General features: G+C 68.1%; 24 protein-coding genes. 8 read left to right on the top strand and 16 right to left on the bottom strand.

What is annotated here, in order from left to right; genetic code table 11:
- Nucleotides 1-29: 29 nt before the first annotated feature.
- A complete protein-coding gene (locus tag LL239_RS02010) occupies nucleotides 30-923 on the bottom strand; it encodes an alpha/beta fold hydrolase (protein WP_228161763.1) in 894 nt (297 codons plus the stop codon).
- A 114-nt stretch (nucleotides 924-1,037) separates the two neighbouring features.
- On the opposite strand from LL239_RS02010, the gene LL239_RS02015 reads away from it, so the two are divergent.
- The 4 genes from LL239_RS02015 to LL239_RS02030 all read left to right on the top strand — a co-directional run bounded on the left by LL239_RS02015 (nucleotide 1,038) and on the right by LL239_RS02030 (nucleotide 5,947).
- Complete coding sequence (locus tag LL239_RS02015; protein WP_228161764.1) at nucleotides 1,038-1,958, top strand: LysR family transcriptional regulator; 921 nt, start codon at nucleotides 1,038-1,040, stop codon at nucleotides 1,956-1,958.
- A 125-nt stretch (nucleotides 1,959-2,083) separates the two neighbouring features.
- Complete coding sequence (locus tag LL239_RS02020) at nucleotides 2,084-3,178, top strand: tartrate dehydrogenase (protein WP_228161765.1); 1,095 nt, start codon at nucleotides 2,084-2,086, stop codon at nucleotides 3,176-3,178.
- Between the two features lie 25 nt (nucleotides 3,179-3,203).
- The gene (locus tag LL239_RS02025) at nucleotides 3,204-4,355 is read left to right on the top strand and encodes a glycerate kinase (protein ID WP_228161766.1); all 1,152 of its coding nucleotides are present in this window, start codon (nucleotides 3,204-3,206) and stop codon (nucleotides 4,353-4,355) included.
- A gap of 275 nt (nucleotides 4,356-4,630) precedes the next feature.
- Nucleotides 4,631-5,947, top strand: a complete 1,317-nt coding sequence (locus LL239_RS02030; protein WP_228161767.1) for a cytochrome P450 — start codon at nucleotides 4,631-4,633, stop codon at nucleotides 5,945-5,947.
- Nucleotides 5,948-5,951: 4 nt separating this feature from the next.
- Here the strand turns inward: LL239_RS02030 and LL239_RS02035 are convergent, their stop codons facing one another.
- From LL239_RS02035 to LL239_RS02100, 14 genes are all read right to left on the bottom strand, one after another.
- Nucleotides 5,952-6,938: a Gfo/Idh/MocA family protein gene (locus tag LL239_RS02035; protein ID WP_228161768.1), complete on the bottom strand. Its 987-nt coding sequence runs from the start codon at nucleotides 6,936-6,938 to the stop codon at nucleotides 5,952-5,954.
- A 149-nt stretch (nucleotides 6,939-7,087) separates the two neighbouring features.
- Complete coding sequence (locus tag LL239_RS02040; RefSeq protein ID WP_228161769.1) at nucleotides 7,088-7,951, bottom strand: ThuA domain-containing protein; 864 nt, start codon at nucleotides 7,949-7,951, stop codon at nucleotides 7,088-7,090.
- A gap of 4 nt (nucleotides 7,952-7,955) precedes the next feature.
- Nucleotides 7,956-8,960 carry a sugar phosphate isomerase/epimerase family protein gene (locus LL239_RS02045; RefSeq protein WP_228161770.1) on the bottom strand — a complete coding sequence of 335 codons (1,005 nt, stop codon included), beginning with the start codon at nucleotides 8,958-8,960 and terminating at the stop codon, nucleotides 7,956-7,958.
- A gap of 14 nt (nucleotides 8,961-8,974) precedes the next feature.
- Nucleotides 8,975-10,165, bottom strand: a complete 1,191-nt coding sequence (locus LL239_RS02050) for a Gfo/Idh/MocA family protein (protein WP_228161771.1) — start codon at nucleotides 10,163-10,165, stop codon at nucleotides 8,975-8,977.
- Nucleotides 10,162-10,578, bottom strand: a complete 417-nt coding sequence (locus LL239_RS02055) for a C-glycoside deglycosidase beta subunit domain-containing protein (RefSeq protein WP_228161772.1) — start codon at nucleotides 10,576-10,578, stop codon at nucleotides 10,162-10,164. The genes LL239_RS02050 and LL239_RS02055 overlap by 4 nt, the downstream gene beginning before the upstream one ends.
- Before the next feature lie 8 nt (nucleotides 10,579-10,586).
- A complete protein-coding gene (locus tag LL239_RS02060) occupies nucleotides 10,587-11,369 on the bottom strand; it encodes a nuclear transport factor 2 family protein (RefSeq protein WP_228161773.1) in 783 nt (260 codons plus the stop codon).
- Between the two features lie 24 nt (nucleotides 11,370-11,393).
- Nucleotides 11,394-12,428: a sugar phosphate isomerase/epimerase family protein gene (locus LL239_RS02065; RefSeq protein WP_228161774.1), complete on the bottom strand. Its 1,035-nt coding sequence runs from the start codon at nucleotides 12,426-12,428 to the stop codon at nucleotides 11,394-11,396.
- A gap of 23 nt (nucleotides 12,429-12,451) precedes the next feature.
- Nucleotides 12,452-13,555 carry a sugar phosphate isomerase/epimerase family protein gene (locus LL239_RS02070; protein ID WP_228161775.1) on the bottom strand — a complete coding sequence of 368 codons (1,104 nt, stop codon included), beginning with the start codon at nucleotides 13,553-13,555 and terminating at the stop codon, nucleotides 12,452-12,454.
- Nucleotides 13,552-13,959, bottom strand: coding sequence for a C-glycoside deglycosidase beta subunit domain-containing protein (locus LL239_RS02075; protein ID WP_228161776.1), 408 nt, complete (start codon nucleotides 13,957-13,959; stop codon nucleotides 13,552-13,554). The genes LL239_RS02070 and LL239_RS02075 overlap by 4 nt, the downstream gene beginning before the upstream one ends.
- A gap of 89 nt (nucleotides 13,960-14,048) precedes the next feature.
- On the bottom strand, nucleotides 14,049-15,572 hold the full coding sequence (locus tag LL239_RS02080) for a GMC oxidoreductase (protein WP_228161777.1): 1,524 nt from the start codon (nucleotides 15,570-15,572) through the stop codon (nucleotides 14,049-14,051).
- Complete coding sequence (locus LL239_RS02085) at nucleotides 15,569-16,363, bottom strand: TIM barrel protein (RefSeq protein ID WP_228161778.1); 795 nt, start codon at nucleotides 16,361-16,363, stop codon at nucleotides 15,569-15,571. The genes LL239_RS02080 and LL239_RS02085 overlap by 4 nt, the downstream gene beginning before the upstream one ends.
- 116 nt (nucleotides 16,364-16,479) lie before the next feature.
- Complete coding sequence (locus tag LL239_RS02090) at nucleotides 16,480-17,316, bottom strand: carbohydrate ABC transporter permease (RefSeq protein WP_228161779.1); 837 nt, start codon at nucleotides 17,314-17,316, stop codon at nucleotides 16,480-16,482.
- Nucleotide 17,317: 1 nt separating this feature from the next.
- On the bottom strand, nucleotides 17,318-18,292 hold the full coding sequence (locus LL239_RS02095; RefSeq protein ID WP_228161780.1) for a carbohydrate ABC transporter permease: 975 nt from the start codon (nucleotides 18,290-18,292) through the stop codon (nucleotides 17,318-17,320).
- Between the two features lie 71 nt (nucleotides 18,293-18,363).
- Complete coding sequence (locus LL239_RS02100; protein ID WP_228161781.1) at nucleotides 18,364-19,656, bottom strand: extracellular solute-binding protein; 1,293 nt, start codon at nucleotides 19,654-19,656, stop codon at nucleotides 18,364-18,366.
- Between the two features lie 225 nt (nucleotides 19,657-19,881).
- Here LL239_RS02100 and LL239_RS02105 point away from each other — a divergent pair, with 225 nt between their 5' ends.
- From LL239_RS02105 to LL239_RS02120, 4 genes are all read left to right on the top strand, one after another.
- Nucleotides 19,882-20,820, top strand: coding sequence for a LysR family transcriptional regulator (locus LL239_RS02105; RefSeq protein ID WP_228161888.1), 939 nt, complete (start codon nucleotides 19,882-19,884; stop codon nucleotides 20,818-20,820).
- Between the two features lie 194 nt (nucleotides 20,821-21,014).
- Nucleotides 21,015-22,178, top strand: a complete 1,164-nt coding sequence (locus LL239_RS02110; protein WP_228161782.1) for an FAD-dependent monooxygenase — start codon at nucleotides 21,015-21,017, stop codon at nucleotides 22,176-22,178.
- Nucleotides 22,179-22,198: 20 nt separating this feature from the next.
- Nucleotides 22,199-23,650: a GH39 family glycosyl hydrolase gene (locus LL239_RS02115; protein ID WP_228161783.1), complete on the top strand. Its 1,452-nt coding sequence runs from the start codon at nucleotides 22,199-22,201 to the stop codon at nucleotides 23,648-23,650.
- Between the two features lie 56 nt (nucleotides 23,651-23,706).
- Nucleotides 23,707-24,330 (top strand): TetR/AcrR family transcriptional regulator, encoded by a 624-nt coding sequence (locus LL239_RS02120; protein ID WP_228161784.1) that lies wholly within the window; start codon nucleotides 23,707-23,709, stop codon nucleotides 24,328-24,330.
- 221 nt (nucleotides 24,331-24,551) lie between these two features.
- On the opposite strand, the gene LL239_RS02125 is transcribed toward LL239_RS02120, so the two are convergent.
- Complete coding sequence (locus tag LL239_RS02125; RefSeq protein WP_228161785.1) at nucleotides 24,552-25,142, bottom strand: hypothetical protein; 591 nt, start codon at nucleotides 25,140-25,142, stop codon at nucleotides 24,552-24,554.
- Between the last annotated feature and the right edge of the window lie 28 nt (nucleotides 25,143-25,170).

Consider the following 25,170-nt stretch of genomic DNA (forward strand, 5'->3'; position numbering starts at 1 on the left):
AGGTTTCGCGCGCGGGTTCGGGTGGGTGGCTAGCCCTTCGGCGTCGCAAAGAACGTCAACATGTCCTCGACGACCTCAGAGGGAGCCTCCTCGGGGATGTAATGACCGCAGTCGACGGAGTGGCCGGTGACCTCACGCGCGACGGCGCGCCACAGCGAGAGCGGTTCGAACAGTCGCTCGATCACGCCGTGCTGCGCCCAGAGCACGCGGAGAGGCGGTTCGATCAGACGCCCCTCGGCGCGGTCTCGCCGGTCGTGAGCCAGGTCGATGCCAGCGGCGGCACGATAATCCCCGCAGGCGCCGGCTGCGCGGGCCGTTCCCTCAAACCCCGCGACGTAGTGGTCCAGAACCTCTGCAGGAAACGGGGCAAGGCCCGCGTGACGGGCGCCCATGACTCCTTCGATGTACGCCCGCGGATTCGCTCCGATCAGCGTCTCCGGCAGCGGCGCCGGCTGAATCAGGTAGAACCAGTGCCAGTACGCGGTGGCGAATGCCCGGTTCGTCTGCTCGTACATATCCAGTGTCGGCGCAACGTCCAAGAGCATCGCACGCAGCACCCGCTCCGGCGCGTCTGCAGCGAGACGGGCGGCGACGCGCGCGCCGCGATCATGACCGGCGACGAAGAACTGCCTCTGTCCGAACGCGTCCATCAAGGCGAGACAGTCGCGAGCCATCTCGCGCTTACTGTAGGCCTCGTAATCCCTGCCGGGGTCGGGCCTACCCGAGTCCCCGTACCCGCGCAGATCCGGGGCGAACACGTGAAAATGCGCTGAGAGGGCCGGTGCGACTCGATGCCACATCAGGTGTGATTCAGGGTGCCCGTGCAGCAGCAGGAGTGCCGGTTTACCGGCGTTGGGACCGACACGGCCGCGCAGTCTCACTCCATTGACCTCGATGTCGAGTGCATCGAAATTGGGAAACATTCGGGACTCCTTCGTCGCCGCCCCTGAAGGGCGTCTGTCAGATGTTAGGTTTTGGACTGAGCGCAATGAAGGCTTGTTTGCAGAAGAGAGGTTTGCGCACAGCGCAAGGTTCGCATGTCAGCTGATGTCGATGACCTGGAATTCTTCGTAACCCTGGCCGCTGCAGGCACGATGACCGAAGCGGCACGGCATTGGGGCGTCTCGGTGTCCGTCGTCAGCCGACGGCTGAAGAATCTCGAGCGGCGCTTGGGAGCACCCCTGGCAACGCGCCGCGCCCGGGGCCTCGAGCTCACCGCTGAGGGGCGCCAGTACCAGCGGCGCGGAGCAGAAATCCTCCAAGCGGTGAAGGATCTCGAAACCTCTATCAACCCCGACCCCCAGGACCTCACCGGCTCGATCCGGGTGGTATGCACCGTTGGATTAGGGCGGCTGCGCATCGCCCCCCTGCTCAGGCAGTTCCACGATCTGCACCCCGGTACCGACTGCTCACTCGAACTCACGAGTCTGCCGCTCTCCGCATCCCTTCCTGGTTACGATCTCGCCGTCCACGTCGGGCGCGTGCCGGATTCGACCCTGGCGATGCGCCACCTTCTTCGCAATCGGCGGGTTCTGGTGGCGTCGCCCGCCTACCTCGCAACTCATGGGACGCCAGCGAGCCTGCACGACCTGAGATTCCACGACCTGCTGGTCGTGAAAGAGAACGAGGGGGACTCGTCCTGGCGATTCATCGACAACGACAAAGAGATCACCTTGCCCGTACGTGGCGCTCTCACGTGCAATGACGGAATCGTCGCAACAGAGTGGTGCCTCGGCGGTGCCGGTATCGCTATGCGATCCACGTGGCACGTCGAACCGTACCTACGTCGAGGCGAACTCATTCAGGTCCTCCCCGAGATCGCGACCCCTGAAGCCAACGTCGTTGCATTGTTCGCGGCGGGTGCACACACCCCGCCGCGCGTGCGCGCGCTCGTCGACCACCTGCGGGCGGGCCTGTCCGCCAAGACCCCCGACCAAGCCGACGACCTGACCCCCTGACGGCAGCGTTCTCGCACGGACAAAGTGGGCTTGCTCCGAAGGCGGTTCCTCGGCTCTGCGGAGCTTCCTAGCATCGATCGGTAAGCGCGAAAGCCGTCGCTTGCTCGGATTGATGAGGATCTGAAATGTCCAACACCTACAAGATCGCGGTCATCGCCGGGGACGGTATCGGACAGGAGGTGGTCCCGGAAGGCGTCCGAGCACTTCACGCGGCAGCCGACCGGTTCGGGTTCGGGGTCGATCTCACGGAGTTCGACTTCGCCAACGTCGACTACTACCTCGAGCACGGCCAGATGATGCCTGACGACTGGTTCGATCAGCTGCGAGATTTCGACGCCATCTTCTTCGGTGCTGTCGGCTGGCCCGAACTCGTTCCCGACCACATCTCCCTATGGGGCAGCCTTCTGCAGTTCCGCCGGCACTTCGACCAGTACGTCAGCCTCCGGCCGGTGCGACTCTTCCCCGGCGTGGAGAGCCCTCTGGCAGGAAGACGCCCCGGCGATGTCGACTTCTATGTCGTCCGAGAGAACACCGAAGGTGAGTACTCCAGCATCGGCGGAAAGATCTTCGAGGGAACCGATCGCGAAACGGTCATCCAGGAGACGGTCATGACCCGCGTCGGAGTGGATCGCATCCTCGCTTACGCCTTCGAGCTCGCACAGCGTCGTCCACGCCGCCTGCTCACCTCCGCGACCAAGAGCAACGGCATCTCCATCTCCATGCCCTACTGGGACGAACGCGTCGAGCAGATGGCGACGAAGTACTCGGACGTCGACGTGAACAAGTTCCACATCGACATCCTCACGGCGAACTTCGTCCTCCACCCCGACTGGTTCGATGTCGTTGTCGCGAGCAACCTCTTCGGCGACATCCTCTCGGATCTGGGACCTGCCTGCACCGGCACCATCGGCATCGCCCCGAGCGGAAACATCAACCCCGAACGCAACTTCCCCAGCCTCTTCGAGCCCGTCCACGGATCAGCACCCGACATCGCGGGCAGGGGCATCGCCAACCCCATCGGTCAGATCTGGAGTGCGTCGATGATGCTCGAACACCTCGGAGAGCCCGAGGCGGCGAACGCCATCCTCGACGCGATCGAGGCGGTCCTCGCCGCCGGGGCGGTTCTCACCCCGGACCTTGGCGGCTCCTCGTCCACTGTGGAGCTCGGGGTGGCAATCGCCGACCACATCGGCTCCCCCGCACCGGCCGTCGTGCGGTGACGGTCGCGGTAGCCCGGTGCATCGGATGAGCGGGATCTCGGTGCTCGTCGCACCAGACAAATTCAAGGGCAGCCTGACCGCGCGCGAAGTAGCGGACAGCCTCCGCACGGGACTCATGGGAGCCGGGGAGAACCTTCATTGCACGCAGCTCCCTCTCGCCGATGGGGGCGACGGAAGCGTGGAGGCGGCCGTCGCGGCAGGCTTCGAGCGGGTGCCCCTCGTTGTGACCGGGCCCACGGGCGAACCGGTGGCAACCAGCATCGCTTTCGATGGTCACACGGGCGTTCTGGAGGTGGCATCCATATCGGGACTGAGCGTTCTGCCCGGCGGGAAGCTGCGCCCCCTCCACGCCACGAGCTTCGGGGTGGGTGAAGCTATCCGTTTCGCCGTCGAGCACCTCAATGCAAAAAGGGTTGTCGTGGCGTTGGGTGGGAGCGCAACGACGGACGGTGGAGCGGGCATGCTTCACGCCCTTGACGCACGGTTCCTCGATCACTCCGGCACAGCGGTGAGCCCTGCACCGAACGTGCTCGCTGATCTGCGTGAAGTGACGCTCGATCTCGAACCACTCGCCGGCGTCGAACTGGTGGGAGCCAGCGATGTGACGAACCCACTACTGGGGGTGTCCGGAACGGCCACGGTATTCGGCCCCCAAAAAGGGGCGACCCCAGAAGATGTCGCCCGCTTGGAGACAGCCCTCACCCATTTCCGGCGCCTGACCGACCCTCGAAACCAGTACGCCGAGATTTCGGGGGCTGGTAGCGCTGGAGGGCTCGGGTTCGCCATCCTCCTCCTTCAGGGACGGCTCGTCTCCGGCGCTGACTTCTTCCTGGACCTGCTGGATTTCGACGCGCACGCGGCGACGGCCGATCTCATCATCACGGGTGAAGGTTCCCTCGACGAGCAGACCGAGAGAGGCAAACTCGTATCCGTTGTGGCACGGCGGTCGAAAGGCAAGACCGTTATTGCAGTGGCCGGACGGAGCGTTCTGTCGACAGCAGCGGCGGCAGGAATGGGGCTCGCCTCGACTTTTACCCTCACCGACAGGAGCAGAGTCGACACCTCGCACGACCCGCAGCTCTCTGCTCAGCTTCTGCGAGAGATCGGGCTCGAAATCGCCGGAGACATCGCTGCGGCGGGACCCAGCGGCTTCCCTGCGGCGCGGCCCTCGCGCTGACATTCGTCAGCGCAACGGCTCATCCTCGACACCCGACGAGCTACGCAACAGAGGCGCCGACGGTCGCGGTCTCACCGAACCGCAGATCGCCACGCGCGAAACCGAGTCAACGCCCACCCGTACCTCCGATCGCAAGATCGGCACCGTCGACGGCCCGGCTGCTCACCCACCGGTCGGTCGTCCGTCCTTTGAGAGTGGACCACCCACCGATAGCACAGGGTCCTCCCGCGCGCCGCCCCCTCGGGAAGCGACGCCGGTCGTGGAACCGTGAGCGCATGGCATCCCCTCTCGCCCTGCTTCGTGACGACTCGCTCTCGCTCCTCACCCGCGGCTACGGGTTCGGGGAGTATCTATGGCGACGGACCGAGAAGGGCGCTCGCGCGGTGCCGTTCCGCCTGCTCGGGCGACCCGCGCTCCTCGTCCGCGGCGCGGAGGGCGTGCGCCTCTTCTACGACGAGTCCCGCATCCGTCGGCACGGCGCCATGCCGGCGTTCATCCAGGAGTCGCTCTTCGGCCACGGTTCGGTGCACAGCCTCGACGGCGACGCGCACCGCCACCGCAAGGCGACGTTCGTCGATGTGCTGTACGACGACGCCGAGGTCGACCGCCTGCTCCCCGAGCTCGAGCGCGAGTGGCGCGCAGAGCTGGCCGCGTGGGTGGCCGGCGGCGAGCAGTCGGCGTACGGCGCCGCGGTCGGTGCCCTCGGCCGTGCGATCATGCGGTGGGCCGGCATCCCGGGAACCCCCGCGGCCCAGACGCGCTGGGCGCGGCGGCAGGCGCAGATCGTCGATGGCTTCGGCGTGGCCTACTCGCCGGAGTACCTCCTCGCTCTCGTGAACCGCCGATGGTCCGACCGGCACGCCGCGAAGCTCATCGACGCGGTCCGCGACGGGCGCCTCGACCCCGACGTCGGCACGGCGCTGTACGCGTGGGCGCACCACCGCGACCGCGATGGCGCGCTGCTCAGCGCGCGACGGGCCGGGGTCGAGTTGCAGAACAGCTTCCGCCCGATGATCGCCGTCGCGCGGTTCGTCGCCTTCGCCGCGAAGGAACTGCACGACCGGCCGGAGTGGCGTGAGCGCATCGCCGCCGAAACCGCCGAGCGGGGCCTGCTCATCGGCGGGGAGCTGTCGACGATGTTCGCGCAGGAGATCCGCCGCACCGCCCCCTTCGTGCCGATGCTGCCGGCCTGGGCCACGACCGACGTCGAGCTCGACGGACAGCGGGTGGCCGAGGGCGGCCGCGTCGTCCTCGACATCCTCGGCACCGACACAGACGCGCGGGAGTGGGCGCGCGCGTCGGACTTCGACCCGGAACGCTTCCGCGGCGTCGAGGACTACGAAGCCCTCACGGCGTTCGTCCCCCACGGCGGTGCGGACGTGGCGACCGGGCACCGCTGCCCCGGTGAGAAGCTCGCGATCGCCGGGCTCGCGGCATCCATCGCTGCGCTCAGCGACCCGCGGATCCGCATCAGCGGTCGCGGCCTCGACGTGAACCGGCGACGGATGCCGACGAAGCCGCGCTCCGGTGGGCGAGTACGCCGCGCCGATGCGCCGTCCGTCTGCCCGTTCCACCGCCGTTCCGGGGCGTGACGGCTCAGCGCGGCTGCAACCCGGCCGCGCGGTAGATCGCGTCGACCGCGCGCATCGTTCCCACCGCGCGGCGGGCGTCGAGGATGCTGTCGGCGCCGGTGGACAGCACGTCGCGCAGGTGTTCCAGCTGGCGGGAATAGCTGTTCTCCGCGGGGTCGACCGCGAGCTCACGCACTACCGCACCATCCGGTGAGGTCACCGTCAGCGTCGCGCCCCACTGCGGCACGATGACGCTCGTCGCGACGAGCGACGCGGCACGGCCGTCGACGCGCACCTCCATCGCTCCCGCATCGTCGCCGAGGAACGACGCCCGCACCGAAGCGGGGACGCCGCCGGGCAACCGCAGATCCGCATCGGTCTGCAGGTCGATGCGGGGGTCGGCGTCGTACGTTCGCGCCGAGGCCGCCACCACTTCGGGCTCACCCCACGCCGCCCGGAGCAGGTCCACCGCGTAGCAGCCGACGTCCATCACCGCCCCGCCGGCCAGGTCGCCGTCGAGACGGATGTTGCCCGGCTTCACGACGAAGTGCGGGATGCTGAAGTCGACCGCGACCCGCTGGATGTCGCCGAGGATCCCCGACCCGATCGTCGCGAGGAGCTCCGCGATGAACGGATGCAGACGGTAGTGGAAGCCGACGAACGCACGGCGGCCGCTGGCATCCGCCGTGTCGGCGATGGCCGCGGCGGTCGTCCCGTTCGCCGACAGCGGCTTCTCGCACAGCACGTGCTTCCCGGCCTCGAGCGCCCGCGTCGCCCACTCGGCGTGAACGATCGGCGGCAGCGCGAGGTAGACGAGATCCACGCGCGGGTCGGAGAACACGGCGTCATAGTCGCCCCACGCGGGGAGGTCGAGCCGTTCGGCGAACGCCCGCGCGCGCTCCGGGTCGCGCGCGCCGATCCGGACGACCTCGACTCCGTCGACCGTCCGGGCAGGCTCGACCATCGCGCGTTCGGCGATGCCACCCGCCCCGAGAATCCCGACGCCGATCATGCTCGCCCTCCCTCATCCATAAACGCGATTCGCCGACATAAACAGAGCGTCCTCGCGTTTACGGGCGCGAATCGCGTTTATGCCTGCCACTGCACACCGGCGGACGCGGGCACGCGCCCCGCCGCGCGGCGAGACACCGACCCCGGATGTCACCCCTCGCCGTTGTAGTACGGCCAGGGGTTGATGCGGCGGTCGCCGCGGCGGTCGGGGCCGGTGAGCGTGACCTCGCCCGTCGCGGCCCACTCCACACCCCGCGGGAACATGCGGATGAACTCGATGCGCCGGAACGTGTCGATGTCGTGCCCGATGGTGATCGTGAACGACCGGCCCGCGCCGTACTCGTTGATCCACGCGAGCGGCTGATCGGTGTTGATGCCCGGCAGCGCCGCGATCCCCTCCGGCGGGATGTCGACGGGGTAGTGCGACATCGGCCAGACCGGCGCCTTCTCGTACGCCTCGAGGTCGTCGAAGGTCGTCAGCAGCACCTGCGCGCCGTCGTACATCTGCACGCCGACGAGGATGTCGTCACCGGTGACGGTCCACGTCTCGTTGATGCCCTCGGTGATCGGATGCCGGGGCTCGGCCGTCCGCAGGAGCGCCTCGCCCCACGGGCGCGGACGCAGCCCCGTCTCCCACGCGCTGAGCTTGGCTCCGCGCATGACGTTGTACTCCTCCGGGTAGCCCCAGCGGTCCTCCTGCGCGGCGGAGCCGTGGAACCAGACGATGCCCTTGCCCTCGTCGTGCACGAAGCGCAGGATCGCGGCATCCGTCTCCGGCCCGAACCCGGTCGCGATGTCGTGGTAGCCGTCACGGCCCTCGAACACGACGATCAGGACGTCGTACTTGTCGATGACGCTGGCGGGGAGTCCCCGCGGGTCCTCGACGACCCGGACCTTGAAGCGCCCGGTGTCCTCGAGCAGCGTCGTGATCCACTGGTTGTGCAGGCGGAAACTGCGGTGCGCGTTGTCGTGCTCGGTGGTCATGTGCCCCGAGAGGATCAGAACCTTCAGCACGGCTTCAGTCCTTCGAGCTGAACGCCGCGTCGAACAGCTGGTGCGGCGGGGTGATCTCGGCGAGCTTGCGCACGAAGGCGAGGGCCTCGGGGCCGCCGACGAGGCGATCCATGCCGGCGTCCTCCCACTCCACGCTCGTCGGGCCGTCGTAGCCGATCGAGTTCAGCGCACGGAACAGCGGCTCCCACGGCACGGCGCCGTGTCCGGTGGACACGAACGTCCACCCGCGACGCGGGTTGTCCCACGACAGGTGCGAGCCGAGGACGCCGTTGCGGCCGTCGAGGTTGGTCACCGACTCCTTGCAGTGCACGTGGAAGATGTGCTCGGCGAAGTCGAGGACGAACGCGACCGAGTCCAGCTGCTGCCAGACGAAGTGCGACGGGTCGAAGTTGAACCCGAAGCTCTTCCGGTGCCCGATCGCCTCGAGCGTCTTCTTCGCCGTCCAATAGTCGTACGCGATCTCGGACGGGTGCACCTCGAGCGCGAAGCGGACCCCGACCTCCTCGAACACGTCGAGGATCGGGTTCCACCGGTCGGCGAAGTCGCGGTAGCCGGCCTCGATCATCGCGTCGGATGCCGGTGGGAACATCGCGACGTACTTCCAGATGCTCGACCCGGTGAACCCGGTGACCGTCGAGACGCCCAGCTTCGCGGCGAAGCGGGCGGTGTTCTTGAGGTCTTCCGCGGCGCGCTGCCGCACGCCCTCGGCATCCCCGTCGCCCCACACGCGCGAAGGCACGATGTCGTGGTGCCGCTCGTCGATGGGGTCATCGCACACGGCCTGTCCGACGAGGTGGTTGGCGATGGTCCACACCTTCAGGCCGTTGCGCTCGAGGATGTCCCGGCGCGACTGGACGTACTCGGCGTCGTCCCAGCGCGAGACGTCGATGTGGTCGCCCCAGCAGGCGATCTCGAGGCCGTCGTAGCCCCACTCGCCCGCGAGGCGCGCGACCTCTTCGAACGGGAGATCGGCCCACTGGCCGGTGAACAGGGTGATCGGGCGTGCCATGAGGCTCCTTCGCGTCAGGCGACCGGGATGCCGGCGGTCACGCCGGTCCAGGCCGAATCGTTGTTGCTGCTGCGCTCGACGGCGTCGAGGACACGCTGCACCGACAACCCCTCCGCGAACGAGGGGTGCGGGTCGGTGCCGGCGTCGATCGCCTCGACCAGGTCGACGACCTGGTGGGAGAAGCCGTGCTCGTAGCCGAGCATGTGGCCCGCCGGCCACCACGCCGACACGTAGGGGTGCACCGGCTCGGTGACGAGGATCTGCGTGAAACCCTGACGCCCCTCGGGCGCCGTGCGGTCGTAGAACCGCAGGCTGTTGAGGTCCTCCAGGTCGAACGCCAGCGCGCCCCGGTCGCCCGACACCTCGATCGTCAGGGCGTTCTTGCGACCGGTCGCGAACCGCGTCGCCTCGAACGACGCCAGCGCGCCGTTCGACAGGCGTCCGGTGAAGATCGCGGCGTCGTCCACCGTGACCTGACCGACGCCCTCGCCGGCCGACCCCGACAGGCCCGAGCCGGCGGCCTGCAGCGGCCGTTCCTTCACGATCGTCTCGAGGGTCCCCGTGACGCTGTCGATGTCGAGACCCGTGACGAATCGCGTCATGTCGATGATGTGCGCGCCGATGTCGCCCAGGGCTCCCGAGCCGGCGTGCTCCTTCTGCAGCCGCCACGCGAGCGGCATCCGCGGGTCGACGAGCCAGTCCTGCCGGTAGGCGGCGCGCACCTGCTGCACGGTCCCCACGGCGCCCTCGGCGATCATGTCGCGCAGCAGCGTCACGGCGGGCACGCGTCGGTACGTGAACCCGACCATCGACCGGATGCCACGCGCCCGCGCCCGCTCCGCCGCCTCGGCCATCGCCTCGGCCTCGGCCACGGTGTTCGCCAGCGGCTTCTCGCACAGGACGTGCTTGCCCGCCTCGAGCGCGGCGATCGCGATCTCGGCGTGCGAGTCGCCCGGCGTGACGATGTCGACGATGTCGATGTCGGGGCGTTCGATCACCTCGCGCCAATCGGTGGCCGATTCCGCCCAGCCCCACTTCGCGGCGGCGGATGCCACGGCATCCGCGTTCCGACCGACCACGACGGCCATCTCCACCGGGCGCGCCAGATCGAACACGTGCGGCGCCTGCCGCCACCCGACCGAGTGCGCCGCCCCCATGAAGCCGTAGCCGATCATCGCCACGCGGAGGGGCCGGGCGGAGGTCATGCCAGCACCAGTTCGCGCTCGACCGGCACGCGGTTCGTGACGTAGCGACCGGGTCCGCCGTCGACGCCGGGCATGATCTGCATGTAGAGCAGGCGCATCGTCAGCACGACCTCGACGGTGATCCTCTCGCCCGCCGCGGGCGGGGTGTCGAGGCGGATCAGGACGTCGGGGCGGTCGGCGACGAACCACAGGGTGTCCGACTGCTCCGGCAGCTCCTTGACGCGGTACTCGCGACCCGCGAGCGAGAAGCGGAGGTCCTCGGTCGGGACCGCGACACCGTTGACCGTGGCGGCGACACCGTCGACGGCCGAGAGCCAGAGGCTGCGGTACCAGGGCAGCTGCAGCGAGACGGCGAGCCCGTCGTCGGTGCGACGGACGTCCTTATCGGCGAACAGGGAGTTATGGGTGGCCACGGCGACTCCTAGGCGAACGTGTCGACGAAGTGCTCGTGCGCGACCGGCGGCACGGGCTCGAGCTTCTGCGTCGTCTCGGGGCTGTACGGGTGGTTCTTCGTCGGCACCGGCTCGTCGGCCGGGGGCATGAAGACGGGCTTTCCGTCGTCGCCGAAGTACATGAGGTCGAGGTCGAACGCGCCCTGGTTCTTCAGGCCGAAGCTGACCCAGTTCTCCTCGAAGGGCGCGCGGGCCAGCTCGTAGCAGCGGAACTTCCAGAACTTCCACTCGCCGTCCTGCTTGAGGAAGTCGATGGCGTACTTGCACCACACCCAGTGCGCCCAGACCTTCTTGCCGAGCACCTCCTCGGGCGAGTACATGTCGGGGAACGCCTCGGCGACCTTGGGGTCGGTCAGGCCCGACTCGGTGCCGGCCATCATCCACACGCCCTTGGCGGTCTTGCCGTCGGCGGCGACCTCGATCACGGGGGTGGTCGTCGCGTGCAGGATGAGCTTGCCCTCCGGGTGGGGGCGACCGCGGTGGTAGTCGGTGACGCTCTGCCAGGTCGTGTACTGACCGGCGTTGGTGTAGCGGGCGCGGATGCCCTCCGTGCCCTCCTTCACCCACAGCGGGATGATCTGCTCGTCTTCGAACGCGTTGTGCAGGTACATGTAGCGGTTGAACAGGTTCTCGACCTGCCCGCGGTCCTCGGCACGCTGCGCGAGGGCGTGCGCGGCCTCGACCTGCTCACGCAAGCGCGCGACCTCGGCGACGAGGTCGGCGACGGACGCCTCGGCGGTGGTGTTCGACATGGATACTCCTTCGTGATCCGGGACTCAGGCCGGCTGGCGCGCGGCGACGGTCTCTTCGATGGCGGTGCGCATGAGCGCGTGCTGCTTCTTGACGAGGTCGATCGGGTCGCTCTCGCCGAGGTCGCTGAAGGCGTGACCCTCCCATTCGCTGGAGAGGTAGCCCTGATATCCGCCCTCGACGAACTGCTTCACGATGCGCGGGATGTCCATGGCGGGCTCCTGGCCGTCGGCACCGATGTCGTAGAACTTCGCGTGCACGTGGAAGATCTGCGGCATGATGTCGAGCCATTCCTCCGGCGGCACGAGCCCGTGCATGTTGAACGCGAGGCGCGTGAAGGGCCCGAAGCGCAGGAAGTCGACGCCTTCGCCCGAGAGGTAGTCCTCGAATTTCTGGTTGCGCACGTGCATCGGCGCCGGCTCGTGCCAGATCTCCTCCATGACGGGGAAGTGCTTCTCGTCCATGCCCATGTTCCGGAGCGTCCGCAGCAGGGTCGGCGAGAGGCTGTGCATCGTCGAGGAGAAGTCGGCGGTGAAGCCGAGACGGTCACTGTCGAGCTCCGCGTACAGCTCACGGATCTGCTGCACCTTCGGGGTGTTCGGCCCCTCGGGCGCGTGGATCTCGTACCCGAGCTTCTGGTCGTACTTCTCCGCGAGCGGGAGGAGGCTGCGCAGCAGCTCCTTGCCCGCGGAGCGGATGACGATGCGCCGGAACCCGAGCTTGTGGGCCGACGTCAGCTGCCGGGCGAGGAACTCGTGCTCCTCATCGGGCGTCATGTCACGGTCCTTGCGGCGCCCCATGTCGAGGTTGGTTCCCACCGCGCTCGCCTCGAGACCGTACTTCTCGAGGGAGTCGAACCACAGCTTCACGAAGTCGTCGTCGACGTCGGGGTACGACCGCAGGAGCTGCGCGAAGTTGAACTCGACGCCCGGGCCGATGCCCTGCTCGTACACCTCGCGGATCAGCGTCTCGGGGGTGTACAGGCCGGCGGCGAACTCGCTCGTCATCGAATACAGGGTGGTCCCGAGCTTGATGCCGGTCCCGGCGATGCCGTCACTCATGGCGGGTGTCCTTTCAGAGGTGGTCACGCGCGCACGGCGTGCGAGAGGTGGGCGTCGATGGTGCGCCGAGCCTCGGCGGCATCCGTGATCATGCGAGAGCCCGCGGCTTCGGCGGCCGTGCGCTGGATCGCCTGCTCCGCGCGGATGATCTCGAACGGGCTCTGCCAGTGGTTCCAGTGCCAGCTCTCGTATTCGCTCGAGACGGCACCGCTGTAGCCGTTGTCGACGAGCAGCGTGATGAGGTCGGCGACGGGCACCGAGGGCTCCTGACCGTTCTCGTCGATGCCGAAGAACTTTCCGTGCACGTGACGGATCCAGGGCATGATCTCGAGCCAATCGTCCACGCGCGCGGGACCGAAAAGCCCCGTGCCGTTGATCCCGAAGTCGATGCCGAGGTCGGGCCGGCCGTACTGGTGGCCGAGGCCGATGAACCGGCCGAAGCGCTGCCCGTGGTCGGCCTGGTCGGCCGGCGGACCCTGCTCGTAGTACTCGTCCCACAGGGCGACGACCGCGGCGAGCAAGTCCTCGGAGGCCCCGCGGCGGCGGTACGCCTCGATCAGCGACGGCGCAAAGCCGCTCACCGTGGCACCCCAGTCCATCGTGAAGCCGAGGAAGGGCGAGCCGACCTTCTCGTACCGGTCGCGCAGCGCGAGGATCCGCGGGTGCGAGGCGTACTGGTCGGCGTGGACCTCGAGCGCCAGCGTGACGCCGTACTCCTCGGCGATGGGGGCCAGCGCCTCCATCGAGTCGGGCGTGAGCGAGATCTGCACGCGCGCGATGGGGAAGCCGAGCTTCGCCGCCGCCGCGATCTGCTTGCGCATGTAGGCGATGAGCTCGTCCTGGTCCATGAGCTTGTCGGGGCGCAGGCCGATGTCGGCGTTGACCGCGAGCGACGTGCGCACGAGGCCGACCTCGTCGATGAGGTCGGAGAAGCGGCCGGCGAAGTGGTCGTCGATCTCGGGGAACCCGCGGAAGCTGGAGAACCCGATGATCTCCAGACCCGGGCCGAAGCCCTCGGCCGCCGTCTTGCGGATGAGCTGATCGAGGTCGTACTCGCGGCCGTGGAAGGCGCGGGTGAAGCTGTAGAGCGTGACGCCCTGGATGGGCGTGCCCTTCTCCGCGGTCATGCGTGCGCCTCCTCGTCCTGGCGGACCGACATCGTCTTCGTGTCGTGCTCCTCGATGTGGAGCACCTGGTCGTCGGCGATGATGATGTACGGGATGTAGAGCTCGAGGTCGACGCGCACCTCGTGCTCTCCGGCATCCACGGCCAGGTCACCCGAGAGCACGGCGGAGTCGGTGGGGAACCACCACTCCTGCGTGTTCTCCTTCATCTGCGCGAACGTGAACTCCACACCGTTCATCTGCCAGCGCAGGGAATCGGTGGGGGCCTCGGCGCCGTCGATCGTGAGCTTCGCCGCAGAGATGCAGGATGCGGGCAGCGCGCGGTACCAGGGCAGACGAACGTCGACCGCCGCTCGTCCGTCGCGGACACTCAGTGTGCCCTGTTCGATGATGCGATCCGGGATCACCGGGACCTCCTCGTTGGTGCGACCGCAGCCGCAGACCTCTTTGTCTCTATTTCTACACTGTAATGTCGGATTCCTGCATAAGCAAGGAATCAGGCGAGGGATGCCGCGATCGCACGGGCCCCGCGGACGGCCAGCGCCACAGACGTGAGCGTGGGGTTGCACGCCGTCGGGGTGGGGATCACGCCGTTGCCGGCGACGAACAGACCCGGAACCCCCCAGACCTGGCTGTCGATGTCGCACACGCTCGTGCCGTCGTCCACCGTCCCCATGCGCGTCGTGCCCTGGTAGTGCAGCGACGATCCGAGCGGGAGGGTGAACGGCCGGTCGCCGACCGGGTCTCCGACCGCCTCGGCGAGCCGCGAGATCTCCGCCCGCGCCCGCTCGATGACCTCGTGATCGTGAGCCGTGAGGGTGTAGTGGATGCGGGGAGCCGGCATCCCGTACCCGTCGACGTGCTCGTCGTCGAACTCGACACGGTCGTCAGCCTGCAGATCCTTCGCGCAGAACAGACCGAGGCCGACGATCGACCCGGGGACGACGGGGTCGTCCTCGGCGAGCGCGATCGGTGAGGCGTCGAGCTGCATGATCTGCCCGTGGAAGGGCACGGCGTCGGTGAACGGCACCCAGCTGACGCCACTGTACTCGGCCAGGCCGGTCACCGGTGCGCCCGACTCGACCGGGACGAGCGGGGCGACGTCCCGTAGACGCGACGCGTACACCACCTGCGCCTGGTCGTTGAGGTAGCGACCGAGCGCCGCGGGCCGGATACCCGACGCCCACAACAGCTGCGGTGTCCGCAGCGCGTCGGCCGCGACGACCACGAACCGTGCGCTCACTTCGTGCTGTTCGCCGGAGCGCAGATCCTTCACGACGACACCGGCAGCCTTGCCGTCTCGGGTGATCACCGAGGTCACGAGCGACTCGTCGACCAGCGAGAATCGCGGGTTCTGCCGCGTGACCTCGCCCAGCACCACGTCCGAGCCCGACCACACCAGCCGGCCGTCGTCGCGCCGGTGGACGGCCAGCGGCATCCGCTGCACCGTCGTCTCGGCGGTCCGTCCCTCGTCGACCGCGGCCGACAGGCGCTCTCGCACGATCTCGCCGAACGGTGCCGCGTCGAAGGCGTCGGTGGTGACGCCGAGGAGGCGGTCGCCCTCGTCGAGCAGCTCGTCGAGGTCGGGCAGGAACGTGATGCGCTCGCTCTCGTTCGGCCGCGGGCACGCGCCCGTCCAGTGCGCCGCCATGCCCCCGACGTTGCTCGACATCGCCACGACGGGCAGGCCGTCCTCGCCGTCGAAGGCGAACCCCTCCTCCAGGAGGAAGGTCCCGGGCCGGGCACCGCGCGCGCCCACGTTGGCCGCGCCCGGGCTGACGACCTTCTCGCCGCGCTGCCCCGGCCCCTCCGACGCGGCTTGGGCGCGCGTGCGCTCGGCCCTGTCGGCGATGTTCTTCACGTGGGCGCCGGGGGGATCCGAGACCGTCGGCCCCACCTCGAACATGACGATGCTGGCCGCGGGTGCCCGTTCCGAGAGGATGCGGGCGTACGCGGCTCCCGTCGGACCGCTGCCGACGATGACGACGTCGGCCGACGCCGGGTACTGCCGCCCGCTCATGCCGCACGCACCAGTTCGACGATGTGGGCGACGGATGCCGCAGACGCGGTGGTCGGGTAGTACTCGAGGCCGATCGGCCCGTCGTAGCCGCTGGCGCGCAGCACGCGGAGGCGCTCGGCCCAGTCGAGGTCGCCCGTGCCGGGCTCCCCGCGTCCGGGGGCATCGGCGAGCTGCACATACTTCACGAGATCGCCGGCGTTCGCGAGCTCGGCCTCCATGTCCTCGCCCTCGACCGCCGAGTGGTAGATGTCGTACAGCACGCCGAACTGCGGCGAGTCCACGCCGCGCGCGACGTAGACCGCCTCGGCGGTGCGGTCGAGCAGCGAGCCCGGGTGGTCGACGCGGACGTTGACCGGCTCGAGGACGAGCGTGACGCCGGAGCCGTCGATCTGCGCGACGGCCTTCTGATAGATCTCGATCAGCTTGTCCAGCTGCACCTGTCGCTTCCAGCCGCCGAAGCCCGTGCCGCTGCCCACCACGATGCGGGGGCAGCCGAGATCCTGAGCGATCGCGACGCCCTCGTCGAGCTTGCGGTAGAACTCCGAGTGGTCCCACGGCGGGATCATGAACTGCGTGCGGGGCTCGGCCAGCTGGGCCGTGAGCTGGGTGCCGGTCTCCTCGAGCGCGGCCTTCAGCGCCGCGAGGTCCTTGGGCTTCGACGGGGCGTCGACACCGGTCGGACCCCAGATCTCGACGGCGTCGAAGCCGGCCGCAGCGGCCGCGCGCACACGGTCGTGGTAGTCGCCGGCCTCGGTGAAGAGGAGTTCGATGTTGGGAGCGAGTTGATACATGAGGGTCCTTTCGGCGGACGAGGGCGCGACGATCGACGGATGCCCCGCTGCGCGGCATCCATCTGGGCAGGCTCAGCCCGTGAGGCCGGTCTTCCGGCATTCATGAGGAGAGGGCGTCAGCCCTTCAGGCCGCCGGCGAAGCCCTGGATGAAGCGCTTCTGGGCGAAGAGGTAGAAGGCGAGGATGGGGATCATCGAGACGATGACGATGGCGAAGATCTGGTTCCACGCCGAGACCAGCGAGCCGATGTAGTAGTACATGGCCACAGGGAGTGTCTGGTTCGCCGATCCGCCGAGGAAGATCAGCGACGTGAAGAAGTCGTTCCACACGATCAGGCCCGCGAGGATCGCGACCGTGCCTGTGGCAGGCGACATCAGCGGCAGCACGATGCGGAAGAAGATCTGCGTGCGCGTGGCTCCGTCGATCGTCGCCGCCTCCTCGTACTCCGTCCCCAGACCCCGGAAGAACCCGGCGTAGAGGAAGATCGCCAGCGGCAGCAGCATGCCGGTGTAGAGGATGATCATGCCCCAGGCCGACCCGGTCAGACCGAGCGACCGCGCTCCGATGTAGAGCGGCACGGTGCCCAGCTGCGTCGGCAGCACGATGGCGACGAGGAACAGGTAGTAGACGACGCGACTCCAACGCCGCGTGCTGCGGGCGATGACGTACCCGGTCAGGGACCCGAGCAGGACCATCAGCACGATGCTGCCGGCGGTGATGATGATGCTGTTGATCAGGCCCATGATCACGTTCGAGTTGCCGGTCGCCGTCAGCACCTTGAGGAAGTTGCCGAAATCCGGCGCGACCGGCGGCGCCAAGGTCGACGACGTGATCACCTCACGGTCCGACTTCAGCGACGTGGTGATCAGGAAGTAGAACGGCAGCAGGAAGACGAGAGCTGCGAGCCAGAAGAGGAACTCACGGAGCCCGGTGAGCTTGGTGTAGCGGAACATGTCAGTTCTCCTCAGAGCGATCGGCGGTCACACGCTGCTGGATGACGGCGAAGACGAGGATGATCAGGGTCAGCAAGAGGGCGAGTGCAGCGCCGTAGCCGAAGTTGCCGAGGGCGAACGACTGCTTGTACACCTGCGTCGCGAGGGTCTCAGTGGCGGCCGCGGGGCCTCCGCCGGTCAGCGCCATGATCTGGTCGAACACTCGGAGGCCGTTGACGAGGCCCAGAGTGGTCGCGATGGCCACGGCCGGACGAATGGAGGGGAGCGTCACATGCAGGAAGCGCTGCCAGAGATTGGCGCCGTCGATGGCCGCGGCCTCTTCGATCTCGACCGGCACGGAGGCCAGGCCCGCCATGTAGATCACCATGGCGAAGCCGATGTTCTGCCAGACCAGCACGACGAGGATCGTCCAGATGGCCCACGTGGGATCGGCGATCCACGCGCGGGCCACCGAGTCCAGGCCCATCCCCCGCAGCACGATGTTGAGCGGTCCGTTGAAGTCGAAGATGAACTTCCAGATGTACGACGTCGCGAGCGGGCTCAGCACGACGGGCATGAAGAAGAGGGTGCGCAGGATGTAGCGGCTCTTCAGCCCCCGGTTCAAGCCGAGGGCGATGCCCAGGCCCAGGATGTTGCTGAGGATCACCGACCCGAAGGCCAGGAACAGCGTGTTCCACAGCGCCCCGATCTTCGTCGGGTCCTGGAAGATCCGCGTGAAGTTGTCGAGCCCGATCAGCTCGAAGGCCCCGATGCCGGTCCAGTTTGTGAACGCGAAGAACCCGCCGACGCTGGTGGCTACGTAGTGGATGCCGATGACGAAGAGGATGCCGGGCAGGGCCCACCACCAGTAGCCGAACTTCAGCAGTCCCTTGCGGCGGGGAGCGGGTGCCGAGCGACGACGCCCCCCTCGACGGGGCAGGACCACGCGTTCGGTCTCGGTGGGGGCGATCTCGCCGGATCGGAAGGTGGTGCTCATCACGTCCTCGTCATCCTCGATGGGGGTGCGGCTCCGCCGCCCGAGCACGAGAGCTCGGGCGGCGGAATCTCTCAGTTCCCCCAGGCCGCATCCATGTTCTGCAGCACCTGGTCGATGCTGGACTGACCGGTCAGTAGGCCCTGGACACCTGTCGACAGCGCCTCGTAGACGCCCGGGTTGGGCCAGACGTTCGCGGGCAGGGTGGTGTACGAGCCATTCGAGATCTCGTCGACGACCTCGGAGTAGATCGAGTCGCTCAGGTCGAGGTTCTTGTACTCGGAGATGGGGAGCAGGCCCGAGGCCTCGTAGAACTTTTCCTGCGCCTCGGGGGTGGCGAGCCAGTCGAGGAACTTCTGCGCGGCTTCCTTCTTCTCGGACTTCGCGTTGATGGTGGCCGCGTAGTTCGAGCTGCCGAGCACGAAGGGCTTGCCGCCCGCCGCCGGCGGGAAGGGCTGCACCTTGAAGTCCGCCTCCGGCGGGGCCGCGGCTGCGATCTCGACCGCCGAGCCTGACGGGATGAAGCTGCCGACCGAGGTGCCTTGGGCGAGTCCGTTGGTGATGGCGTCGAAGCCGCCGCCCTCGGCACCGGCCTGGAAGCAGCCCTTGTCGTTGAGGTCGACGATGGTCTGCAGCGTGTCGGCCCAGCCCTTGCTCTCGGCGAAGGTGGTCTTGCCCTCCGCCCGCTCGGTGTCGAACTCGGGGTCGGAGGCGTAGACGCGGGTCGCGGCGATGCCCTGCGCGGTGAGGCCGGCGTTGGGAGCTGCGGCGCCGGCGAGGGCGATCATCGACTTGCCGTCGCCCGCCAGCTTGGCGCAGTCGGCGTAGAAGGCGTCCAAAGTGGTGGGCCAGGTGGTGATGCCGTTCATGCCGGCGGTTCCCATGCTGGCGACGACCGCGCCGACGGTGAAGTCGAGCGGCTGACCGTACGTCGTGCCGTCGATCTCGAACAGGGTCTCGCTGCCGGCGGGAACCAGCGAGGTCGCCGTGTCGCCGAGCGGCTCGAGGAATCCGGCCTCGGCGAGGGGGATGAGGCCGCGCGCGTCACCCGCACCCGGCGCGGCGATCAGCACATCGGCGGCGTTCCCGGCCTGCAGCTGGGTGCGGATGGTCTCGCCGTACTTGTCGTTCGGCGTGGGGTTCGACGTGATCGTGACCCCGGGGTTGGCCGCCATGTACTCCTTAGCGAGCGTCTCGTACGGGCTCTCGAGGTTGTTGGACGTGGCGAACGTGAAGGTGAACGAGTTGGAGTCGCCTCCGGAGTCCCCCGACCCCGAGCCGGAACATCCGGCGAGGACGAGAGCGGCGGTGGCGGGGAGAGCGAGAAGACCTGCAAGCCGCGTGGCGCGACGGCGGGAATGGGTCATGGCCAGCCTTTCTGACGACGTTGTCGGCGGCCCCTTCAGTGGGATCGCCTGTGCTGTGTTCTTCAGTATCAGCGCGATGCGCCGAAAAAGCACATAAGTGTCGCGGATGAAGCGCATAAGATGCGTCGGCCATCTGGCATCCACTCACGCGATGACCCCTGGGCCGCGCATAGACGTCATGGATACACTGTGCGGACGCACTCCCGAGCGAAGGATCACACCGTGGTGACCGATCATGCGACGCTGTCGCGCCTCGACCTCAACCTGCTCATCGCCCTCGACGCGCTGCTGACGGAGCGCAGCGTCACGCGCGCTGCCGACCGGCTGCACCTCAGTCAGCCGGCACTCAGCGCCTCGCTCGCTCGACTGCGCACGCACTTCAACGACCAGATCCTCGCCCGGCGGGGCAACACGTACGAGCTCACGCCGTTCGCGGTGCGACTGACCGATCACACGAGCACGGCCCTCGAGGCCGCCCGACGCGTCTTCGAGAGCCAGGCGTCATGGTCGCCCGCCGAGTCGACCCGCGAGTTCTCCATCTACGGCTCCGACTACGGCTTCGTCACCGTGGGCACCGTCGTCTCGCAGCTCGCCGCCGAACAGGCGCCCGGCGTGCGCTTCCGGTACATGCTGCACAACCCCGGCATCGTGGAGGACGCCGCGAATCGCCTGCGCTCGGCCGACGCGATGGTGATCCCGCACGGCCCGGTCTCGGAACTGCCGTACCTCGACCTCTGGCAGGACGACTGGCTCGCCGTCGTCGCCGACGACAACGACGAGGTCGGCGAGTCTCTCACGATGCAGAACCTCGCCGACATGCCGTGGGTCCTCACGTTCCAGTCGCGCTCGGCCTTCACCTCCGCGGCGCGCCAGATCCAACAGCTCGGCGTCGAACCGCACATCGAGGTGGTGCTGGAGAGCTTCCTCTCGGTGGGCCACTTCGTCAGCGGCACGCGCCGCGTCGGGCTCGTCCAGTCGGCACTCGCCCCGCACCTCCTGCGCATCGGCGGCATCCGTGTCGTCCCCCTGCCCTTCGCCGCGACCCCCATCGTGAGCGCCCTGTGGTGGCATCCCTCCCACACCCGCGATCCCGAGCACGAGTGGATGCGCGGCCTGTTCGCCGAAGCCGGCCGCAGGATCGCCGCGGGGCACGCTCCGCACTGAACTCCGCCGTGGGGCCGCGTCCGGCATCACCGACGGTGATGGAGCGCATCCGGAAGCGAGGGCACCCGTCGATCGTCTTCCCCGGAATCCGCGCGCTATCCTCCAAATCAGAATCAACGTATTGATTCGGTAATCGCGCGCCCCGTCGACCCCTGCGTCGACCGCACCGATGTCTGCTCAGAGAGGAGCACACCATGGCACACCCGTTGAGGATTCTGATCGTCGGCGCCGGGATCGGGGGCCTGAGCACCGCCTCGGCCCTGGCCCGCATCGGCGCGAAGGTCGATGTCATCGACGACAAGCCCGAGATCAGCGTCGCCGGCGTTGGCTTCGGGCTGCGCATCAACGGCCTGCGCGCGGTGCGCGACATCGGTCTCTTGGACGACGTTCTCGAGATCGGTCATCCCGCGCCGGGGATCGACAACTACGACGCCGACGGCAACTTCCTCAGCGCCATGAGCTACGGCACGCAGGACGAGGGTCTCCCCGGCTGCGTGACGATGTCGCGGATCGCCTTCCTCGAGCTCGCCGCCCGGCACGCTCTCGACAACGGGTGCACCTTCCGCATGAGCACGACCGTCACCGACATCGCACAGGATGCCGACACGGCGACGGTCACCTTCAGCGGGGGCGACCGGGCCGACTACGACCTCGTGCTCGGCTTCGACGGCCTCCACTCGCAGATCCGTCGCGAGTACTTCGGCGAGAAATACGCTCCGCGCCCGGTCGGTGGCGTGGCGTGGCGCGCGGGCCTGCCCAATCGCCGCAAGATCATGCAGCCCATCATCTGCCAGGGGTACGGCGGCAAGATCATGCTCACGCCCCTCTCGGAAGACACGATGTACATGGTGCTCACCGTGGCCGAGGAGGGACGCCCCCGCTACGACTCGTCCAAGATGGCCGAGATCATGCACGACCGCGCGGTCGCACTCACGCGCGGTTCCGATTTCCTGGCGGACGCGCTCGAGGACGTCCGCCACGCGGAGAACGTCGCCTACACGCCGTACTCGACCGTGTGGGTGCCGTACCCCTGGTTCCGCGGCCGCATCATGATCATGGGCGACGCCGCACACACCATGACCCCGTACCTCGGGTCGGGAGCCGCGATGAGCATCGAAGACGGCGTCGTGCTCGCGCAGGAGCTCGCGACGGACCAATCGCTGCTGGATGCACAGCTGAACTTCATGAAGCGCCGCCTGCCGCGCGTACGCGCCGTGCACGAGCGCTCGATCGAGTCGATGCTCGAGGAGTTCGACTCCGTCACCGACGAAACCTACCGCGCGCGCATCGACTACCTCCGCCGCGACGAACCGATCGCCAACGAGTACGCGAACCGCCTGCTGCGGATGCCGTACTGAGATCCCTCGAGGAGACGCCCATGTCGCACCCTTCCCCCGCCGCCCTCCGCACCCGGACCCTCGTCGTGGATGCCGCCGACGAGAGCGCCTTCCGGCCGTTGAACGGCGTCGGAGGCGTCCCCGGCCCCGTCGAGGCGTACCCGGAGTTCCCCGACATGACACCGCTGTGGCGCGAAGCGGGGGTCACCGTCGTCCGCTCGTTCGACTGGGTCTCCCGCCTCGACACGCGCGACAACCCGACGAGCCTCTTCCCCGACTGGAACGCCGACGTCGACGACCCGGCGAGCTACAACTTCGCGGCGACCGACGAGTGGGTCGAAGCCGTGCACGGCATCGGCGCCGAGGTCATGTTCACGGTGGCCAGTTCCATCCCGAAGAACAAGCTCCCGGCGGAAGACGTCGAAGTCTACGGGCGGGTCGTCGAACACATCGTCCGCCACTACTCCCAGGGCTGGGCCGGGGGTCCGACGAAGCCCATCCGCATCTACGAGTTCGGCGACCAGCCCGACTTCGGGCCACTGCACTTCGCGGGACGGCCCGAGGAGTTCTATGCGATGTACCGCGCGTTCTGCGAGGCGGTGTACCGCGTCGACCCCTCCCTGACCGTCGGCGGGCCGTCACTCGCCTTCTCTCTCGAGAGCGACTCGCCCTATCGCGAGGGCTTCCTCGCGTTCGTGCGCGAGAACGGCCTGCCCTTGGACTTCTTCTCGTTCCTCTGGTTCACCGACGGCAGCCGCGACCCGCTCGACTACCGTTTCGTGTCGCGAGAGCTCCGGGCCGTGCTCGACCGTCACGGGTTCACCGACACCGACCTGACGCTGTCCTACTGGAACTACCTCGCGGTCCCGAGCAGCACCGCACCCGCACCGGAGAAGGGCGCGTTCCAAGCCGCGACCGCGATCTACCTGCAGGACACGGTGATCGACCACGCGTTCTTCTTCCGCGCCGACAGCGGTCGCGACCCGCACTACGGCTTCGTCGATCCGGGCGGCGTGGGCGACGTGGACGGGAATCCGGACGAGCGTTCCCACGCGCTCGCACTCGCCGGGCGCGCCCTGCGGGGACGCCGTCTCGCCGTCACCGGCGGAGACGAATCGGGCCTCGCGTGCGCCGCCGGCCGCGACGGCGACACCGTGCGCGTCCTCGTGGCCAATTACGTCGCCCCCGACAGCGCTCTCGCCCCGCGCACCGAGGATCGCTTCACCTTCCGCATCCCCATCGGCGAGCAGCGCATCGAGCTGGGGCTGACCCTGCCGCCGCAGCGTGCCGATCTGGCATCCGCGGGGGTGGAGTCGGTGCGCATCGAAGTACGGAACCTCCCCTGGTCGGATGCCACCGTCAACGCCACGATCACCTCCCTGACGGGCGCGGTCGACGGGCCGCACCCGGTATCGGTGTCCGCGGAGGGTACTCTCCAGCTGGACATCGCCCTGGCGCCGCAGTCCGTTTTCCTCGTGGAACTGACGGTGTGAGGGCGCGCGAAGCGACGAGAGCGGGAGCGATGGGTGCACGACCGAGTCTGAGCGGAGTGTCCGAGCCCAAGCAGCAGCGCAGCCGGGACTCCTTCGCGAAGGTGCGCGCCGCCGTCCTCCAGCTCCTCCACGAGCGCGGGACGGGGCAGTTCTCGCTCGCCGAGGTCAGTGCGAGGGCCGAGGTGTCGATCGGGTCGATCTACGGCCGGGTCTCCAGCAAGGCCGAGCTGCTGAGAGTCATCCAGAGTCAGGAGTTCGATCGCCTCGATGCCGAGACCGCGGAGCGCGTCGGCGCCGCCGGCGTCGGAGCGGCGAGCTTCGCGAGCGCGACGGCCGAGATCGTCACCGCGTACGCCGGGATCCTGCGCGAGAACCGCGACCTCCTGTCGCCCTTCTTCCTCCTGGGGGTTGAGGATGCCGAGATCCTCGCGCGCGGACGGCGGTCCGGGGATGCCGGGCAGGCGATCTTCATCCGCGCACTCGTGGCGGCCGCCGAGGAACACCGCGTCGAGCTCCCCACCGAGAGCGCCCACTGGGCGTTCGAGGTCTTCTACAGCCTGTGCGTGCGCTATCTCGGCCTCGGGGTGACCGCGACGGCCAGCCCGGACCACGCCTACGCCTGGCCGGACCTCCTCGAGCGCCTCGCCCGCACGGTGTACCTCACGATCTCGGCGGAGTAACCGAGCCAGTCCGCTGACCAACGATCCCCCGACAGGCGAAGTGGGCGGCGAGCACGACGATTCCCTGCACATCTGGACTCCGTCAGCTCCTCGATCGGATCTCTTGGAGTCGTAGCCTCGTGACCAGATACGTGTCAAAATGGACGTGCCACCCGTTGCGACGGGAACGGAAGAAGGCCTCAGAACCCCAGCCGGACGACTGGATCTGGGGCCCTTCGCTCTTAAGTCCGGAGCGAGTCCGCTGTGCGGCGCTGAACGACGATCGTTTCCTGCAGCGCTTCGAGGTGGGCCGGGTAGCCGAGTTCCGCCGCGTTGATCGCTCCCAGGAGGATGTCCGCGATCCACAGGAGTGGTTCGTCACCGCCTCGCTGATGGTCGATGCGGAGGCGAGGATCGAGGCCCCGGCTTCGAAGCGCGACGAGATGCCCGAGATCCTGCTTGTTCTGGGTGTCCGAACGGTGCTCAAGCAGCAGATCGAACACCTCCATGCCGACCATCTCGTGATACAGGGCTTCGAGGCATTTTCGGCGGCAGCGTTCATTCTTCTTGACTCGCTCGCTGAGGTGAGTGACGACCATGGTCATCGGCGCCAGTTCTGAGATGCGCTTGACGATGGTGCGGCGACGCGGCTCGCTCTCGTCGGTCCAGTGGAGTTTGATCTGGCCGGGCAGAGCGAGTGTGCGAAGGTGCTCGCGGATCTCGTCGCACGACTCGAGAGGAATCAGCGCGGCGCCGACCAGGTACTCCTGGCGAGTGGCAGATCGAACCGTGGAAGATTCGTCGACGAAAGCGCGATAGGAGTCGAGCGGCACCACCCCACATTACGTTCGGTCACGGACA

It is taken from the genome of Microbacterium testaceum, from assembly GCF_020781835.1.
GTDB classification, from domain to species: Bacteria; Actinomycetota; Actinomycetes; order Actinomycetales; family Microbacteriaceae; genus Microbacterium; species Microbacterium testaceum_H.

Excerpts from the sequence above, each read along its gene's own strand:
- LL239_RS02080 (WP_228161777.1), bottom strand. The coding sequence starts at position 15,572 with ATGAGCGGGCGGCAGTACCCGGCGTCGGCCGACGTCGTCATCGTCGGC.
- LL239_RS02025 (WP_228161766.1), top strand. The coding sequence starts at position 3,204 with ATGAGCGGGATCTCGGTGCTCGTCGCACCAGACAAATTCAAGGGCAGC.
- LL239_RS02010 (WP_228161763.1), bottom strand. The coding sequence starts at position 923 with ATGTTTCCCAATTTCGATGCACTCGACATCGAGGTCAATGGAGTGAGA.
- LL239_RS02020 (WP_228161765.1), top strand. The coding sequence starts at position 2,084 with ATGTCCAACACCTACAAGATCGCGGTCATCGCCGGGGACGGTATCGGA.
- LL239_RS02115 (WP_228161783.1), top strand. The coding sequence starts at position 22,199 with ATGTCGCACCCTTCCCCCGCCGCCCTCCGCACCCGGACCCTCGTCGTG.
- LL239_RS02085 (WP_228161778.1), bottom strand. The coding sequence starts at position 16,363 with ATGTATCAACTCGCTCCCAACATCGAACTCCTCTTCACCGAGGCCGGC.
- LL239_RS02095 (WP_228161780.1), bottom strand. The coding sequence starts at position 18,292 with ATGAGCACCACCTTCCGATCCGGCGAGATCGCCCCCACCGAGACCGAA.
- LL239_RS02030 (WP_228161767.1), top strand. The coding sequence starts at position 4,631 with ATGGCATCCCCTCTCGCCCTGCTTCGTGACGACTCGCTCTCGCTCCTC.
- LL239_RS02060 (WP_228161773.1), bottom strand. The coding sequence starts at position 11,369 with ATGTCGAACACCACCGCCGAGGCGTCCGTCGCCGACCTCGTCGCCGAG.
- LL239_RS02035 (WP_228161768.1), bottom strand. The coding sequence starts at position 6,938 with ATGATCGGCGTCGGGATTCTCGGGGCGGGTGGCATCGCCGAACGCGCG.
- LL239_RS02070 (WP_228161775.1), bottom strand. The coding sequence starts at position 13,555 with ATGACCGCGGAGAAGGGCACGCCCATCCAGGGCGTCACGCTCTACAGC.
- LL239_RS02015 (WP_228161764.1), top strand. The coding sequence starts at position 1,038 with ATGTCAGCTGATGTCGATGACCTGGAATTCTTCGTAACCCTGGCCGCT.
- LL239_RS02045 (WP_228161770.1), bottom strand. The coding sequence starts at position 8,960 with ATGGCACGCCCGATCACCCTGTTCACCGGCCAGTGGGCCGATCTCCCG.
- LL239_RS02090 (WP_228161779.1), bottom strand. The coding sequence starts at position 17,316 with ATGTTCCGCTACACCAAGCTCACCGGGCTCCGTGAGTTCCTCTTCTGG.
- LL239_RS02050 (WP_228161771.1), bottom strand. The coding sequence starts at position 10,165 with ATGACCTCCGCCCGGCCCCTCCGCGTGGCGATGATCGGCTACGGCTTC.
- LL239_RS02100 (WP_228161781.1), bottom strand. The coding sequence starts at position 19,656 with ATGACCCATTCCCGCCGTCGCGCCACGCGGCTTGCAGGTCTTCTCGCT.
- LL239_RS02110 (WP_228161782.1), top strand. The coding sequence starts at position 21,015 with ATGGCACACCCGTTGAGGATTCTGATCGTCGGCGCCGGGATCGGGGGC.
- LL239_RS02065 (WP_228161774.1), bottom strand. The coding sequence starts at position 12,428 with ATGAGTGACGGCATCGCCGGGACCGGCATCAAGCTCGGGACCACCCTG.